General features: G+C 75.0%; 16 protein-coding genes. 2 read left to right on the plus strand and 14 right to left on the minus strand.

Annotation, left to right across the window (positions count from 1 at the left end; all coding sequences use genetic code 11):
- From rnc to recG, 9 genes are all read right to left on the minus strand, one after another.
- Window positions 1–1143: ribonuclease III (rnc, locus tag VGL20_12225; GenBank protein ID HEY2704448.1), on the minus strand; the 1143-nt coding region annotated here is incomplete at its 3' end.
- Window positions 1104–1352, minus strand: a complete 249-nt coding sequence (gene acpP, locus VGL20_12230) for an acyl carrier protein (protein ID HEY2704449.1) — start codon at window positions 1350–1352, stop codon at window positions 1104–1106. The genes rnc and acpP, both read right to left, overlap by 40 nt.
- Window positions 1353–2117: 765 nt before the next feature.
- Window positions 2118–2870 (minus strand): 3-oxoacyl-[acyl-carrier-protein] reductase, encoded by a 753-nt coding sequence (gene fabG / locus VGL20_12235; protein HEY2704450.1) that lies wholly within the window; start codon window positions 2868–2870, stop codon window positions 2118–2120.
- On the minus strand, window positions 2863–3882 hold the full coding sequence (locus VGL20_12240) for an ACP S-malonyltransferase (GenBank protein ID HEY2704451.1): 1020 nt from the start codon (window positions 3880–3882) through the stop codon (window positions 2863–2865). The genes fabG and VGL20_12240 overlap by 8 nt, the downstream gene beginning before the upstream one ends.
- Entirely contained in the window at window positions 3801–3977 is a 177-nt protein-coding gene (gene rpmF, locus VGL20_12245) for a 50S ribosomal protein L32 (GenBank protein ID HEY2704452.1), read from the minus strand. The genes VGL20_12240 and rpmF overlap by 82 nt, the downstream gene beginning before the upstream one ends.
- Before the next feature lie 70 nt (window positions 3978–4047).
- A complete protein-coding gene (locus VGL20_12250; GenBank protein HEY2704453.1) occupies window positions 4048–4635 on the minus strand; it encodes a hypothetical protein in 588 nt (195 codons plus the stop codon).
- Window positions 4632–5150, minus strand: a complete 519-nt coding sequence (gene coaD / locus VGL20_12255) for a pantetheine-phosphate adenylyltransferase (protein HEY2704454.1) — start codon at window positions 5148–5150, stop codon at window positions 4632–4634. Before coaD ends, VGL20_12250 begins: the two co-directional genes overlap by 4 nt.
- Window positions 5147–5740, minus strand: a complete 594-nt coding sequence (gene rsmD, locus VGL20_12260; protein HEY2704455.1) for a 16S rRNA (guanine(966)-N(2))-methyltransferase RsmD — start codon at window positions 5738–5740, stop codon at window positions 5147–5149. Before rsmD ends, coaD begins: the two co-directional genes overlap by 4 nt.
- Window positions 5740–7824, minus strand: a complete 2085-nt coding sequence (recG, locus tag VGL20_12265; protein HEY2704456.1) for an ATP-dependent DNA helicase RecG — start codon at window positions 7822–7824, stop codon at window positions 5740–5742. The genes rsmD and recG overlap by 1 nt, the downstream gene beginning before the upstream one ends.
- Before the next feature lie 299 nt (window positions 7825–8123).
- Here recG and VGL20_12270 point away from each other — a divergent pair, with 299 nt between their 5' ends.
- Window positions 8124–8762, plus strand: a complete 639-nt coding sequence (locus VGL20_12270) for a hypothetical protein (GenBank protein ID HEY2704457.1) — start codon at window positions 8124–8126, stop codon at window positions 8760–8762.
- A 16-nt stretch (window positions 8763–8778) separates the two neighbouring features.
- On the opposite strand, the gene VGL20_12275 is transcribed toward VGL20_12270, so the two are convergent.
- Genes VGL20_12275 through VGL20_12285 form a run of 3 tightly spaced genes read right to left on the minus strand, consistent with a single transcriptional unit; the run spans window position 8779 to window position 11775 of the window.
- The gene (locus tag VGL20_12275) at window positions 8779–9618 is read right to left on the minus strand and encodes a DegV family protein (GenBank protein ID HEY2704458.1); all 840 of its coding nucleotides are present in this window, start codon (window positions 9616–9618) and stop codon (window positions 8779–8781) included.
- Entirely contained in the window at window positions 9615–11333 is a 1719-nt protein-coding gene (locus VGL20_12280) for a DAK2 domain-containing protein (protein ID HEY2704459.1), read from the minus strand. Before VGL20_12280 ends, VGL20_12275 begins: the two co-directional genes overlap by 4 nt.
- Window positions 11334–11370: 37 nt before the next feature.
- A complete protein-coding gene (locus VGL20_12285; protein HEY2704460.1) occupies window positions 11371–11775 on the minus strand; it encodes an Asp23/Gls24 family envelope stress response protein in 405 nt (134 codons plus the stop codon).
- Window positions 11776–11923: 148 nt separating this feature from the next.
- Between VGL20_12285 and rpmB the strand changes: the two genes are divergently transcribed.
- The gene (gene rpmB, locus VGL20_12290; GenBank protein ID HEY2704461.1) at window positions 11924–12109 is read left to right on the plus strand and encodes a 50S ribosomal protein L28; all 186 of its coding nucleotides are present in this window, start codon (window positions 11924–11926) and stop codon (window positions 12107–12109) included.
- 7 nt (window positions 12110–12116) lie between these two features.
- Here the strand turns inward: rpmB and VGL20_12295 are convergent, their stop codons facing one another.
- Together VGL20_12295 and ribE are read right to left on the minus strand one after the other, a co-directional pair.
- On the minus strand, window positions 12117–13031 hold the full coding sequence (locus tag VGL20_12295) for a cobalamin-binding protein (GenBank protein HEY2704462.1): 915 nt from the start codon (window positions 13029–13031) through the stop codon (window positions 12117–12119).
- Between the two features lie 11 nt (window positions 13032–13042).
- On the minus strand, window positions 13043–13540 hold the full coding sequence (gene ribE / locus VGL20_12300; protein HEY2704463.1) for a 6,7-dimethyl-8-ribityllumazine synthase: 498 nt from the start codon (window positions 13538–13540) through the stop codon (window positions 13043–13045).
- Between the last annotated feature and the right edge of the window lie 65 nt (window positions 13541–13605).

Raw genomic sequence — 13605 nt, forward strand, 5'->3', positions numbered from 1 at the left:
GTCGTCGGCGGGGGCGGCGCCGGCCGGTTCGGACGTCCCGGCCAGCGGAGCCGCCGCCGGCGGCGGCGCGCCGGGCTCGTCGCCCGCCTCGGGCGGCCGGCCCACCAGCGCCTCGGCCGCGGACCGCAGCGAGGTGAGCAGCCCGCGGCGGCGGCCCTGCGGCGCGGGCGCCGCCGGCGCCGCCTCCACGGTCGCGGCGCCCACCTCGGCGCTGGCCGCGCCGGCGGCCGCCGCGGGCGTGCGGCGGCGGCGGCGGCCGCTCTCCGGGGCGGTGGAGGTCTCGGCGGCGGCCTCGGCGATGCGGCGGCGCACCCGCACCGGCTGGGTGGCGGCGCCCTCGGCCGCCTTCTGCGCGGCGCCCGCGGCGCGCGCGGCGGTGCCGCTGGTGCGCCGCCGCCTGGCGCTGAGTCGCTGCACCGCCTGGCGGGCGGCAGCCTGCTCGGCTGCCTGCTTGGTGGTGCCGGTGCCGGTTCCGTACACCTCGCCGGCGACCACGGCGTCGGCGCTGTACATGCGCCGGTGACCGGGACCGCCGACGGCGGTGACCCGGTAGGTGGGGGTGCTGCTCAGCTTCTCCTGGGCGACCTCCTGGAGCTTGCCCTTGTGGTTCTCGTCGCTCCAGTCGGCGAGGTCGCCGATGTTCTGGAGGAACACCCGGGTGGCCACCCGGTAGCCGTGGTCCAGGAAGATCGCCCCGATCAGCGCCTCGAAGGCGTTGGCGAGCAGCGAGGGCAGCCGGTTGGCGCCGGTCTTCGCCGCCCCCTTGCCGAGGAGCAGGGCGTCGCCGAGCCCGAGCCGCTCGGAGAACCCGGCGAGCGACATGGTGTTGACCAGCGCGGCGCGCAGCTGGGTGAGCTGGCCCTCGTCGTAGCCGGGGAATCGCTTGAACAGGTACTCGCCCACGACCAGCTCGAGGACGGCGTCGCCGAGGTACTCGAGGCGCTCGTTGTCGTGCCCCGGCCCGCTGGGACGCCCCTGCTCGTTGTTCCACGAGGCATGGGTCATCGCCTCGCGGAGGAGCTCGGGGCGGCGGAAGCGGACGTTGATCCGCTCCTGCAGTGCCTGGAGCCCGGACTCCTCGTCCGCTCCCAGCGGATCCGGCGCTAGCTTGCGATCCCCAGCTTCTCCTGGACGTAGTCCCAGGCCTGTCCCACCGTTCCGATCTTCTCCGCGTCCTCGTCCGAGATCTCCATCCCGTACTCCTCCTCGAACGCCATGATCAGCTCGACCAGGTCCAGGGAGTCCGCGTTCAGATCCTCCACGAACGACGCTTCGAGGGTCACCTGATCCGCCTCGACGCCGAGTTGGTCGACCACGATCGACTTGAACTTCTCGAAGCTGGTGTCTGGCATCGGTGCTCCCTTGATGTGTGTCGGTCGCGTCCACCGCGCCTGCGGCGGTGTCAGTCTGACCGGAATCTGCGGTGATCGGTGGCGCCCAGGCGAAGGGTCCGGAGGCCCCGTCCAGGATCGGTGGCGGCGCCTCCCCCTCGATGGAACTCCCGGACGGCAATGCGGTTTCGGGTGGTCCGAGCCTTACCACCACGGCGGGCAGGGGGTGCTCGACCGGCCCGACCGCATCGGCCACGGCCTGGACGGCGACGCTGCGCAGCCGGCCCGAGCGCGACCGCGGTCGCGGCGACGGGGTCTCCGCGGCCGCCGGCTCGGCGGCCGGCGCCGCCCGCCGCCGCGACCGCCCTGCCGGCGCGGTGGGCGTCTCCGCCGGCTCCGCGACCGGCGGCTCGGCCGCCACCTCCGCGATCGCGTCGGCGGCGTTCTCGCCGGAGCGGCGGCGGCGCGACCCGCCACGCCGGCCCCGCCGGGTGCGCCGCGCCGGCTCCGCCGCGTCGCCGTCGACCGCGGCGGCACCGCCGGCCGGCTCGGGGACGGGCTCGGATACCGCGGGCACGCCGAGGACCTCCGGGGTCACCGCTGCGGTGCGCGAGCGCCGGGCGGTGGCGCGCCGCCGGGCGGGCGGGCCAGGTGCCGGCACGGGCTCGGGAGGTGCGCCGGAGGCTGCGTCAGGTGGGCCGAGTTCCGGCGTGAGGGACACGATCGTGGTGGATTCTAGCGACGACACACCCGCGCCCTCGGTCGCCGGGGCGGCACCGCGCGGCACTAGGCGGCCAGGCCGCCGTCGACATGGAGCACGTGACCGTTCACGTAGGCCGCCTCCGGCGCCGCGAGGAAGGCCACCGCGGCGGCCACCTCGGCCGCGGTCCCCAGCCGGCCCGCGGGCACGACCGCGACCGCGCGCTCGATCAGCGCCGGCGGCAGCCCGGCGGTCATGTCGGTCTCGACAAAGCCGGGGGCGACGGCGTTGACGGTGATCCCGCGGCCGCCCACCTCCTTGGCGAGCGCCTTGGTGAGGCCGATCAGCCCCGCCTTCGCCGCCGAGTAGTTGGCCTGGCCGGGGTTGCCCACCACCCCAGCGATGCTCGAGATGTTGACGATCCGGCCCCAGCGAGCGCGGAGCATGCCTCGCAGCGCCGCCCGGCAGAGGGTGAATGCGGCGGTGAGGTCGACGGCGAGCACGTCCCCCCAGTCGGCGTCGCTCATCCGCACCGCCAGGCCGTCGCGGGTGAGGCCGGCGTTGTTGACGAGGATGTCCACCCTGCCCAGCGCCTCGGCCGCCCGTGCGACCAGCCCCGCGGCGGCGGCGCCGTCGCCGAGGTCGGCGGCGAGCAGGACCGTGGCCACCCCGAGCGCCCCGGCCTCGGCGGCGACCTCGCGCGCCGCCGCCTCGGAGGCGCCGAAGGCGACGGCGACGGCGGCGCCCTCGGCGGCGAGGCGCAGCGCCACCGCGCGGCCGATGCCGCGGGACGCGCCGGTGACCAGCGCCACCCTGCCCTCGAGGCGCCGCTCAGCCACGGAGCGCCCCCGCGAGCGCGTCACCGAGCCCGGCTGCGGCCGCGGCGCTCGCCACCTGCACGGTGCGGAGGCCGGGGTCGATCCGCCCCGCCAGGCCGCTGAGCACCGCGCCCGGACCGACCTCGACCAGGGCCTCGGCACCGAGCCCGGCGAGGCTCGCGACACAGTCGCTCCAGCGCACCGGCGAGGCGAGCTGGCGGCGCAGCCGGTCGCGGATGGCGCCCGCGTCGCGGAGCGGGGCGCCGTCGACATTGCCCACCACCGGCACCGCGGCGTCGACCAGCGGCGCGGCGTCGATGAGCCGCCCCACCTCCTCGGCGGCGCCGGCCATCAGCGGGGAGTGGAAGGCACCGCTCACCCGCAGCGGCATCGCCCGGCGCACTCCGCGCTGGCGGGCCAGCGCGGCCGCCGCCTCGAGGGCGCGGCGCTCGCCGCTGATCACCACCTGGCCGGGGCCGTTGAGGTTGGCGACCACCACCACTCCCCCGCCGCTGGCGCCGACCTCGGCGCAGACCGCGGTGGCCACCTCCTCGGTGGCGCCGAGCAGGGCGGTCATCCCCCCCTCGCGCATCCCCGCCATCGCCAGGCCTCGGGCGGTGACCAGGCGCATCGCGACCTCGGCCTCGAGCACCCCGGCGGCGACCAGGGCGGCGTACTCGCCGACGCTGTGCCCGGCGACCCCCACGATCTCGATCCCCGGCACCCCCGAGGCCAGCCGCAGCGCCAGCACCGCCTCGACGAGCAGCAGCGCGGGCTGGGCGACCTCGGTGGGGCGCAGCCCCTCCTCGTCGCCGGCGAGAGCGCCGCGCAGGTCGATCCCGGCGGCGGCGGCGGCGTCGAGCAGCGCCGGTGCGGGGGGGACGTCGAGGAGATCGGCTGCCATGCCCGCGGACTGGCTGCCCTGACCGGGGAAGACCAGTGCGACCCGGGTCACTCGGTGACGAGCACCTCGCGCCCGTGGTAGGTGCCGCAGCTCTGGCAGACGTGGTGGGGACGCTTCGGCCGCCGGCACTGCTGGCAGGGGACGAGCGCAGGGCGCGCCAGGGCGAGGTGGGCGCGGCGCCGGTCACGACGCGCCTTGGGGACGCGTTCCTTGGGGACTGCCATTGCTACTCCGGTGAGGTGCGTGCCGATGAAGCGCGCTCGGCCGCGGAGTATAGCGGCACCGGACGGCTTTTCAACGTTTGCGGCGTCGTGACTCCGGTGCGGGGAGGCTCTCGATGCCCTTGCGGACGGTCTGCACGGTGCGCTGCAGCTGCCCCTCCAGCGTCTCCATCACCTCGCGCGCGTAGGCGTCGGCCTCGGTGGCGACGTGGGCGGCGCGCTCCTCCGCGTCGTCGACGAGGCTGCGCGCGCGCTCCTCGGCGGCGCGGGTGACGGCGTGCTGGCTCACCATCGCGGTGGCGTGCTCGGTGGCCTCGCGACCCAGCCGCTCGGCGTCCTCGCGGGCCTCGGCGACGACCCGCTCCGCCTCCTCTCGGGCGCCGGCGGTGGTGCGCTCGGCCCCCTCACGGGCCTCCTCGACGAGCGCCTCGGCAGTCTCGCGCGCCTGCGCCAGCAGCCGCTCCTGCTCGTCGACGACCCAGTGCGCCTGCTTCATCTCCTCGGGAAGCTGCATCCGGGCGCGGTCGATGAGGTCGAGCGCCTCGTCCTCGTTGACCACCACGTTGGGGGTGAAGACGATCCGCTTGCCGTTGACCACCATGCTCTCGAGCCGGTCGAGGAGGTCGATCACCGAGGGACTCTCGGCGGCGATGTCGCTCACGTCCGTTCCCCCTGGAGTTCCTGGTCTCCGCCCTCTCTGCCGAAGCGCCGCCGCATCGCCCGCGCGCTGGGCGGGGGAAGGACGTCCTCGACGCTGCCGCCGAAGCGGTAGACCTCCTTGATCAGAGAGGAGGAGACGTAGACGTTGGAGAAGGAGGTCATCAGGAAGACGGTGTGGATCTCGGGCGCGAGCCGCCGGTTCATCAGCGCCATCTGGAACTCGTTCTCGAAATCGCTGACCGCCCGCAGCCCGCGGATCATCGCGGCGGCGCCGACCCGCCGGGCGTACTCGACGGTGAGCCCCTGGAAGGTGTCGACCTCGACCCGCGGGTTCTCGTTGACGCTCTGCCGGATCAGCTCGACCCGCTCCTCGACGCTGAAGAGCCCGTTCTTCGAGGGGTTCTCGAGCACCGCCATGATCACCCGGTCGAAGATCAGCGTCGCCCGCTCGAGCACGTCGAGGTGACCGAGGGTCACCGGGTCGAAGCTCCCCGGGTACACGGCGATGCGGGTCATCCTCTCTCCCGTTGGTCCCGAGCGTCCCCGGCCCCGTCCTCCGCGCCCGACCGGCGGTAGAAGCTCAGCCGGGTGGTGCCGTAGGTCGCCTCCCGGATGCGCTCCAGATCCCCCGCCGCGTCGGGGAGCCGCGCAGCGCGGTGATGTTCGCACACGACGAGGGGCGGCGATTGCGCTCCGAGCGCGTCGAGCACCGCGGCCATCCCCCGGTCGCGGTAGGGGGCGTCGAGGAAGACGACGTCGGCGGTCGCCAGATCGCCGGGACGGCCCCGGACCCAGGGCAGCACGTCGGCGGTGACCAGCCGGCAGCGCTCGGTGCACTCCAGCCGCTCCGCGGTGCGGGCCACCAGCCGCAGCGTGGAGCGGTTCCGCTCCACGAAGGTCACCCGCGCGGCGCCCCGGCTGAGCGCCTCGAACCCGACCGTGCCCGCGCCGGCGTAGAGGTCGACCACGGTGGCGCCGGCGACCTCGCCGAGGATGTTGAAGAGCGCCTGGCGCACCAGCGAGGTGGTGGGCCGGGTCTCCAGACCCTCGGGGGTGTCGATCTGCCGTCCCCGCCAGGCCCCCGCGGTGATCCGGGTCGCCGCCATCAGTCGAGGTCGAAGACGTCGCGGAAGGCGGTCATCGCCTCGGCGAGGGGGGGATGGAGGCTGAGGGTGGGGTCGGCGTCCAGCCAGCGCTCGGCGGCGGCGCGGGCCCGCTCCATCAGGGCCTGGTCGAGGAGGTCGGCGACCCGCATCTCGGGGAGGCCGTGCTGGCGCAGGCCGATGACGTCGCCGGGGCCGCGCATCCGCAGGTCGAGCTCGGCGAGGTCGAAGCCGCTCCGGGTCCTCGCCACCGCCTCGAGGCGGGAGTGCCCGGCGGGGTCCGGGCTGCCCTGGAAGAGCAGGCAGTGGGACGCGTGGGCGCCCCGGCCGACCCGGCCGCGGAACTGGTGCAGCTGGGCGAGGCCGAAGCGCTCGGCGCCCTCGATGAGCATGATCGTGGCGTTGGGCACGTCCACCCCCACCTCGACCACGCTCGTGGTCACCAGCAGGTCGGCGGCGCCGGAGGTGAAGCGGCCCATCCGCTCCTCCTTCTCCCGCGAGGGCATCCGGCCGTGGAGCAGCTCGACCCGCAGGCTGGGGAACACCTCGGTGCTCAGCCGCGCATGCTCCGAGGTCGCGCTCCGCACCCCCAGGGTGTCGGACTCCTCCACCAGCGGGCAGATCACGAACACCTGGCGGCCCTCGGCGACCTGGGAGCGCACGAAGTCGTAGGCGGCGGCGCGGTCCTCGGGGCTGACCACGCGGGTGACCACCGGGGTGCGGCCCGGCGGCATCTCCCGCAGCTCGCTGTGGTTGACGTCGCCGTACAGGGTCAGCGCCAGCGAGCGCGGGATCGGGGTCGCGGTCATCGCCAGGAAGTTCGGGATGTCCTCGGACTTGCGCCGCAGTCGCTGGCGCTGGGCGACCCCGAATCGGTGCTGCTCGTCGACCACCACCAGGCCGAGCGCGACCGGACGGACCTCGTCCTCGGTGAGCGCGTGGGTGCCGACCAGCAGCGTGTCCTGCCCCGATGCCACCCCGCCGAGGATCTCGCGGCGGGCGCGCACCGGGGTGGCGCCGATCAGCAGCCGCACCGACACGCCGTGGGGCGCGAGCAGCGTGTCGAGGGTGGTGTGATGCTGCCGCGCCAGGATCTCGGTGGGCGCCATCACCAGTGTCTGGAAGCCGGCGTGGTGGGCCATCAGCGCGGCCATCGCCGCCACCACCGTCTTGCCGCTGCCGACGTCGCCCTGGAGCAGCCGGTTCATCGGCCCCGGCTGGGCCATGTCGATGAGGATCCCGTGGGCGGCGCGCCGCTGCCCGTCGGTGAGCTGGAAGGGCAGCGAGTCGGCGAAGCCGCGGGCCACCTCGGGGTCGTACGGCACCACCACCCCGTTCCCGCTCAGCCGCCGCCGCCGGGCCCGCTGGGCGGCGAGCTGGAGCAGGAGGATCTCCTCGAAGCCGATCCGCTCGCGGGCCCGGTCGACCAGCTCCGGCGAGGTCGGGGAGTGGAGCGCCCGCAGGGCCTCGGCGAGGGTGAGCAGGCCCTCCTCCTCGCGCAGCGCCGGGGGCAGGGCGTCGGGGAGCAGGTCGGCGAGCGGCAGCAGCGGCTCGATGCGCTCGCGGAGGAAGCGGGAGGTGAGCCCGCCGGTCTCGGGGTAGACGGGGGCGAGCCGGCCGACATGCAGCTGCCCGTCGGAGACCCGCTCGAACTCGGGGTTCTGGAGCACCGGGCCGCGGCTCTCCCACTTCACCTTGCCGCTGAGCAGCAGCTCGTCGCCGGCGTGCAGCTGGCGCACCAGGAAGGGCTGGTTGAACCACACCGCCGAGGCGGACCCGGTCCCGTCGTCCAGGACCGCCTCCACCAGCACCATCCGCTTGTAGGGGCTGCGCCGCGACCCCACCCGCCGCACCCGGGCGCGCACCGTCTGGACCTCGGCGCCGGGGGCGAGCGACGCCAGCGGGCGCACCTCGCGGGTGTCCTCGTTGCGGCGGGGCACGTGGAGGAGCAGGTCGCGGACGGTGTGGATGCCGAGCTTCGCCAGCCGGGACGCGTGGCGGGGGCCGACGCCGGCGAGGCGCTCCACCGGAGTGTCGGGCCCGGGCGAGACCACCGGCCCGCCGGCCGGAGAGGGGTTCGGGGGCACCTCGGGAGTCTAGGCCGAACAGCGGTTCGGCGATGCGCGTCCACGCCGGGGCCGCCGCGGATCGGGGCCGCCACTCCGAATCCGGGCATGCATAATCGCTGAGGGGACGTGTTCCGGGTGGCGGCGCCCGTCATCGCGTCCGCCGGCATGGGCGCCGCGTGACGGCCTGCGAACGTGAGAGGGAGGGGATCCAGATGGCAGCTCCGCGCAGTCGGACGCGCGCCGGCTCGGCCGCGGCGGGTGAGAGCCCGGCCGGTGCAGGGACCGACACCGGCGCACCCGCGACCGAGCCGGTCGAGGTGACCGGCGCTGCGGCGCAGGCGCGGCCCCGCCCTCGACCCCGCACCGTGGTCCGGGCGCAGACGGCCGCCGCCGCCCCGGCGGCCGCGCCGGAGCCCGCCCCGCCGCCGCCCTCGCGCCCGCCCACCCGGATCGTGCACATCGACCGCGTTCACTGGTCGCGGGGCATGAAGGCCACCGCGGCGGCGGCGGTGGTGGTGATGCTCGGGCTGGTCGCCGCCCTCGCCCTCGCCCTGCTGCAGCACGGGCGCGACCAGGCCCTGAGCGACTCCCGGGCCTCCGCGCTGGGGGCGGCGAGGACCTTCGCCGTCGACCTCGCCAACTACGACTACTCCGAGGTCGACCAGGCCTTCCAGACCGTCATCGACCACTCCACCGGGCAGTTCAGGGACGAGTTCGGCAAGGCGGCGCCCGACCGGGCCGCGGCGATCACCAGGAAGCAGGCCTCCGCCACCGGCAAGGTGCTCGACGCCGCGGTGGTCGACCTCAGCGGCGACCGGGCCACGGTGATCGCCTTCGTCGACCAGACCGTGGTGGAGGCGAATCCGCAGAGCACCCAGGTCGCGCGTGGCCGGCTCCGGCTGACGCTGGTGCGCAGCGGCGGCGGCTGGCTGGTCTCGAAGCTGGAGAACCTCTGAGGACGCCTGGGTTCCGTCAGCCGGCGCGGAGGCAGGCGACTCCGACCGCCCGGGGACCGGCGTAGGTGCCCACCACGGGACCGATCTCCCCGCTGTCGAGGCCGAGCTCGGGGTAGGCGGCGAGCAGCCGCGGCCGCACCTCGTCGAGCAGCTCGGGGGCGCCGCTGTGCATCGTGCCCACCGCCTCGAGCGGCCCCGCCTCGGCGAGCAGGGCGAGCATCCGGTCGATCCCCTGGCGGCGGTTGCGCACCCGCGCCTGGGGATGCACCTCGCCGGCGGCGACGCGGAGCAGCGGCTTGACGCTGAGCACCCCGCCGAGGAAGGCCTGGGCGGCGCCGATGCGGCCGCCGCGGTGCAGGTAGGTGAGGGTGTCGAGGAGCACGTAGACCACCACCCGCTCGCGCCGCGCCCCGGCGTTGCGGACGACGGTGTCCACATCGGCGCCGGCGGCCAGGTCGCGCAGGGCGCCGCGCACCAGGAACTGGATGCCCATGCTCACGCTGCCGGAGTCGACGACGTGCACCCGCCCCTCGTGCTCGCGGGCGGCGAGCGTCGCCGACTGCAGGGTGCCACTCAGCCTCTGCGAGATGTGGATGCTGAGGACCTGGTCGTCGGGGCCCTGGAGCAGCTCGCGATACACCGATGCGAAGGCCTCCGGCGAGGGCTGCGAGGTGGTCGGCGAGGTACCGCCCCGGGCCAGCCGGGAGTAGAAGCCGTCGGCGCCGAGGTCGACACCGTCGCGGAACTGCTCCTCGCCGAAGCGCACCGTCAGCGGCACGACGGTGACCCCCAGCGGCGCCGCCTGGTCGGGCAGGAGGTCGGAGGTGCTGTCGGTGACGATGTGCAGCACGGTCACTCCAGGGAGAGGATGTAGGGGTAGTGCTCCTGGCCGCCGTCGTGGACCTCGAACTCCACGTCCGGGTGCTTCCGGCGGAGCGCGTCGACCAGGGTCGCCGCCGTCCCCTCGTCGACCCCGGCGCCGCGGTACACGGTGATCAGCTCGGGCTCGCGACCGGCGGCCTCGAGCACCCCCTCCACCACCGAGAGGTTGTCCTGGCCGACCTGGGTGATCCGGTCGTCGACCACCGCGATGACGTCGCCGACGCGGATGTCCTGGCCGTCGGCGGTGCTGTCGCGGACCGCGCGGGTCACCTCCACGGTGACCACCCCGGCGATCGCCTCCTCCATCCGCGCGCAGTTCGAGTCGAGGTCGCCGCCGGGGTCGAGGGTGAGCAGCGCGGTGATCCCCTGGGGGAGGCTGCGGGTGGGCACCACCCGCACCGCCACGTCGGGGGCGAGGGCGTCGACCTGGAGGGCGGTGAGGATCACGTTGCCGTTGTTCGGCAGGATGATCACCGAGTCGGCGTGGGCGGCACGCACCGCGTTGAGCAGCGCCTCGATCGACGGGTTCATGGTCTGGCCGCCCTCGACGATGCCGTCGGCCCCGAGGCCGTCGAGGATCGCGCGGAAACCGGCGCCCGGCGCCACCGAGACCACCCCGAGCGCCTTGCGGGGGGCGGCGGGCCGCTGCGCCTCCTCGGCGGCCGCGCGCTCGAGGATGTCGTGGTGCTGGGTCGACATGTCCTCGACCTTGAGCTTGCTCAGCCGCCCCCGCTCGGCGGCGCGGGTGATCAGCGCCGCCGGGTCGAGGGTGTGGATGTGCACCCGCACCAGATCGGCGTCACCGACCACGAGCGAGGAGTCGCCGAGCGACCCCAGCTCCTCGCGGAGGGCGTCGACGTCGAGCCCGGGGCCGCCGATGAGGAACTCGGTGCAGTAGCCCCAGTCGCTGCGCTCGGCCACGGCGGCGGCGCCACGGCGCTCGCCCGGGGTCGCCGGCGCCCCCGAGGCCGGGGGTGCTCCGCCGGGGCGGCGCAGCTGCGGCTCGCCGACGCGACGCGGCCGGGTGAGCGCGGCGAACGCCTCCTCGCTCTCGCTGAGGTCGCCCTCGAGGGCGCGGGAGAACCCCTCGAGAACCACCGCGAAGCCCAGGCCGCCGGCGTCGACCACCCCGGCATCGCGGAGCACGGCGAGCTGGTCGGGGGTGCGCTCCACCGCGGCGTGGGCCTCGGCCACCGCCGCCTGGAGCACGGTGCGGATGTCGTCCGACCCCTCGGCGGCCCGCTTCGCCGCGGCCGCGGCCTCGCGGACCACGGTGAGGATGGTGCCCTCGGTGGGCTTCATCACCGCCTTGTAGGCGACCGCCGATGCCTCGCCGAGGGCGGCGGCTACGCCGGCGGCGTCGACCCGGGCGCGCCCCTGCAGCCCCTGCCCGAAGCCGCGGAACACCTGGGACAGGATCACCCCGCTGTTGCCCCGGGCGCCCATCAGCGAGCCGTGCGCGGCCGCCTGCATCACCCCCGCGGCGGAGGCGGGGTCGGCGGCCTTGCCGGCGTCCTCGACCGCGCTGCGCAGGGTCAGGTACATGTTCGAGCCGGTGTCACCGTCGGGCACGGGGAAGACGTTGAGGTCGTTGACCACCTCCTGGTTCGCCTGCAGCCAGGCGAGCGCGCTGCTCAGCCCGGCGAGCATCTGGCGGCCGCCGACGTCCTTGAGGGGCTGGCGGTCCATGGTCACGCCGCCCGCGCCCCCGCCCACAGCGTCGCGCTCAGCGCCGGCCACCCTCGCCCCCGTCCTCCAGGTGGATGCCCTGGACGTTGACGTTCACGGCGATGACGGGCAGGCCGAGCATCCGCTCGACGGCGTACTTCACCGCGCTCATCAGATTGTGGGCGACCTCGCTGATCCGGGTTCCGTACTGGGCGATCACGTAGAGACCGATGACGATCCCCCCCTCACCCACCTCGATCTCCACCCCGCGGTGGAGGTTGTCGCGGTTGAGACGCTCGGCGATGCCGTCCCGCAGGCCGCGGGCGGCCATCCCGACGATGCCGTAGCATTCGTTGGCGGCGTGGCCGGCGATCGAGGCCACCACCCGCGGTGAGACCTCGATCCGGCCCAGGCTGTCGGTTCGGGTGAGGGCCTCCCTGGCCCTGACCTTGGTGGTCGGCACGATATCCCCATAAGTCGCCGGACAGCGCTGTGTTATCCTCGGCCGCCGGTGCACGAGGCCGGTGCACACGACCGCGGCCGGCCGGAGCAGCGCGCCATTCTAGTATGGGCATTCCCGGGCACGCCGCGGTCCGGCATGGGGACGAACGATGGCACAACGGTGTGAGCTCTGCGGCAAGGGCCCGATGTCGGGCAACAACGTCAGCCACTCGAAGCGGCGGACGCGTCGTCGGTTCATGCCCAACCTCCAGCGGGTCCACGTGCTGGTCTCCGAGCGGTCGGTCCGCCGGCTGGTCTGCACCCGCTGCATCCGGACCCAGTCGAAGGTCCGCTAGCCCACCGCTAGCCCAGATCCACCCAGGCCGCGCCCTCGGGCAGCGGCGCCCCGGGCTCGGCGCGGAGCACCGCGGCGAGGATGCGCAGGCCCTCGACGATGCGCGGGCCGGGCCGGTTGAAGTAGCCGGAGCCGTCCACCGCCGCCAGCCGCCGGCTGCGCACGCAGGGCAGCTCGGCGAAGCCGGGACGGCCGGACAGGTCCGCGACCGTCTCCAGGCTCCGCTTCAGGCCGAAGCCGCAGGGCATCAGCACCATCACCTCGGGCCCGGCCTCGACCACCCGCTCCCAGGGCAGCTCGGCGGAGCGCTCGCCCGCCTCGCCGAGAACGTCCCGGCCGCCGGCGCGGCGGACCATCTCCGGCACCCAGTGGCCGCCGGAGAACACCGGGTCGGTCCACTCCAGGCAGGCGACGGTCGGCGGCGCGGGGGTGCAGGGAGGCAGCGCCTCGACCTCGGCGATCGCCGCCCGCAGCCGCCCGGCGAGGGCCTCGGCCTCGCGGCGGTGGTGGGTGGCGCGGCCGAGGATGAGGGCGGTGGCGATGATCCCGTCGAGGCTCTCCGGCTCCAGGGAGATCACCGGGACCTCCCCGGTGAGCCGCCGCGCCGCCCCCTCCACCTCGCGGTAGGCGACCGCGCAGACCTCGCAGAGCTCCTGGGTGACGATCAGGTTGGGGCGGAGCCGGGCGAGCAGCTCCTCGTCGAGCCGGTAGATGCTCGAGCCGGTGTGGAGCGCCCCGCGGATGTGGCGGTCGATGGCGGCGCAGCCCTGGCCGGCGTGGTCGATGGCGCTGGCGGTGAGCCGCGGCAGCGACTCCGCCTCGGCGGGGAAGTCGCACTCGTGGGTGACCCCGACCACCTCGGGGCCGGCGCCGATGGCGAAGAGCAGCTCGGTGGCGCTGGGCAGCAGCGAGGCGATGCGCACCGCGGTGGCGGCTAGCCGGCCGCGACCCGCCGCTTCGGCGCCGCGGTCCGCAGGGTGCGCAGCAGCGAGACCATCTCGACGGCGGCGAGGGCGGCGTCGGCGCCCTTGTTGCCGTGCTTGCCGCCGGCGCGGTCGATCGCCTGCTCCAGGGTCTCGGTGGTGACGATCCCGAAGGCGGTGGGGATCCGGGCGCGCATGCCGATGCCGCCCACCCCCCGGCTGGCCTCGCCGGCGACGAAGTCGAAGTGGGGGGTCTCCCCGCGGATCACCACCCCGAGGCAGACGATGGCGTCGACCCTGGCCTGGTCGGCGATCTCCTGGGCGGCGAGCGGGATCTCGAAGCTCCCCGGCACCCAGACCACGGTGATGTCGTCCTCGGCGGCGCCGTGGCGCACCAGGGCGTCGACCGAGCCCTCCAGCAGGCGCTGGGCGACGAAGTCGTTGAACCGCGCGACCACGATGGCGACCCGCATCCCGGTGGCGTCGAGCTTGCCCGCGATCACGTTCACGGGGCGATCCTGACAGACTCGCTCATCCCACCGGGGGTCCGGATTCGGGGTCGAGGGCACTGAGC

It is taken from the genome of Candidatus Dormiibacterota bacterium, assembly GCA_036495095.1.
GTDB lineage: Bacteria > Chloroflexota > Dormibacteria > Aeolococcales > Aeolococcaceae > CF-96.

Bases quoted from the DNA above. Each gene is read 5' to 3' on its own strand.
- VGL20_12280 (HEY2704459.1), bottom strand. From the start codon at position 11,333: ATGGACCGCCAGCCCCTCAAGGACGTCGGCGGCCGCCAGATGCTCGCC.
- acpP (HEY2704449.1), bottom strand. From the start codon at position 1,352: ATGCCAGACACCAGCTTCGAGAAGTTCAAGTCGATCGTGGTCGACCAA.
- rpmB (HEY2704461.1), top strand. From the start codon at position 11,924: ATGGCACAACGGTGTGAGCTCTGCGGCAAGGGCCCGATGTCGGGCAAC.
- rsmD (HEY2704455.1), bottom strand. From the start codon at position 5,740: ATGGCGGCGACCCGGATCACCGCGGGGGCCTGGCGGGGACGGCAGATC.
- rpmF (HEY2704452.1), bottom strand. From the start codon at position 3,977: ATGGCAGTCCCCAAGGAACGCGTCCCCAAGGCGCGTCGTGACCGGCGC.
- coaD (HEY2704454.1), bottom strand. From the start codon at position 5,150: ATGACCCGCATCGCCGTGTACCCGGGGAGCTTCGACCCGGTGACCCTC.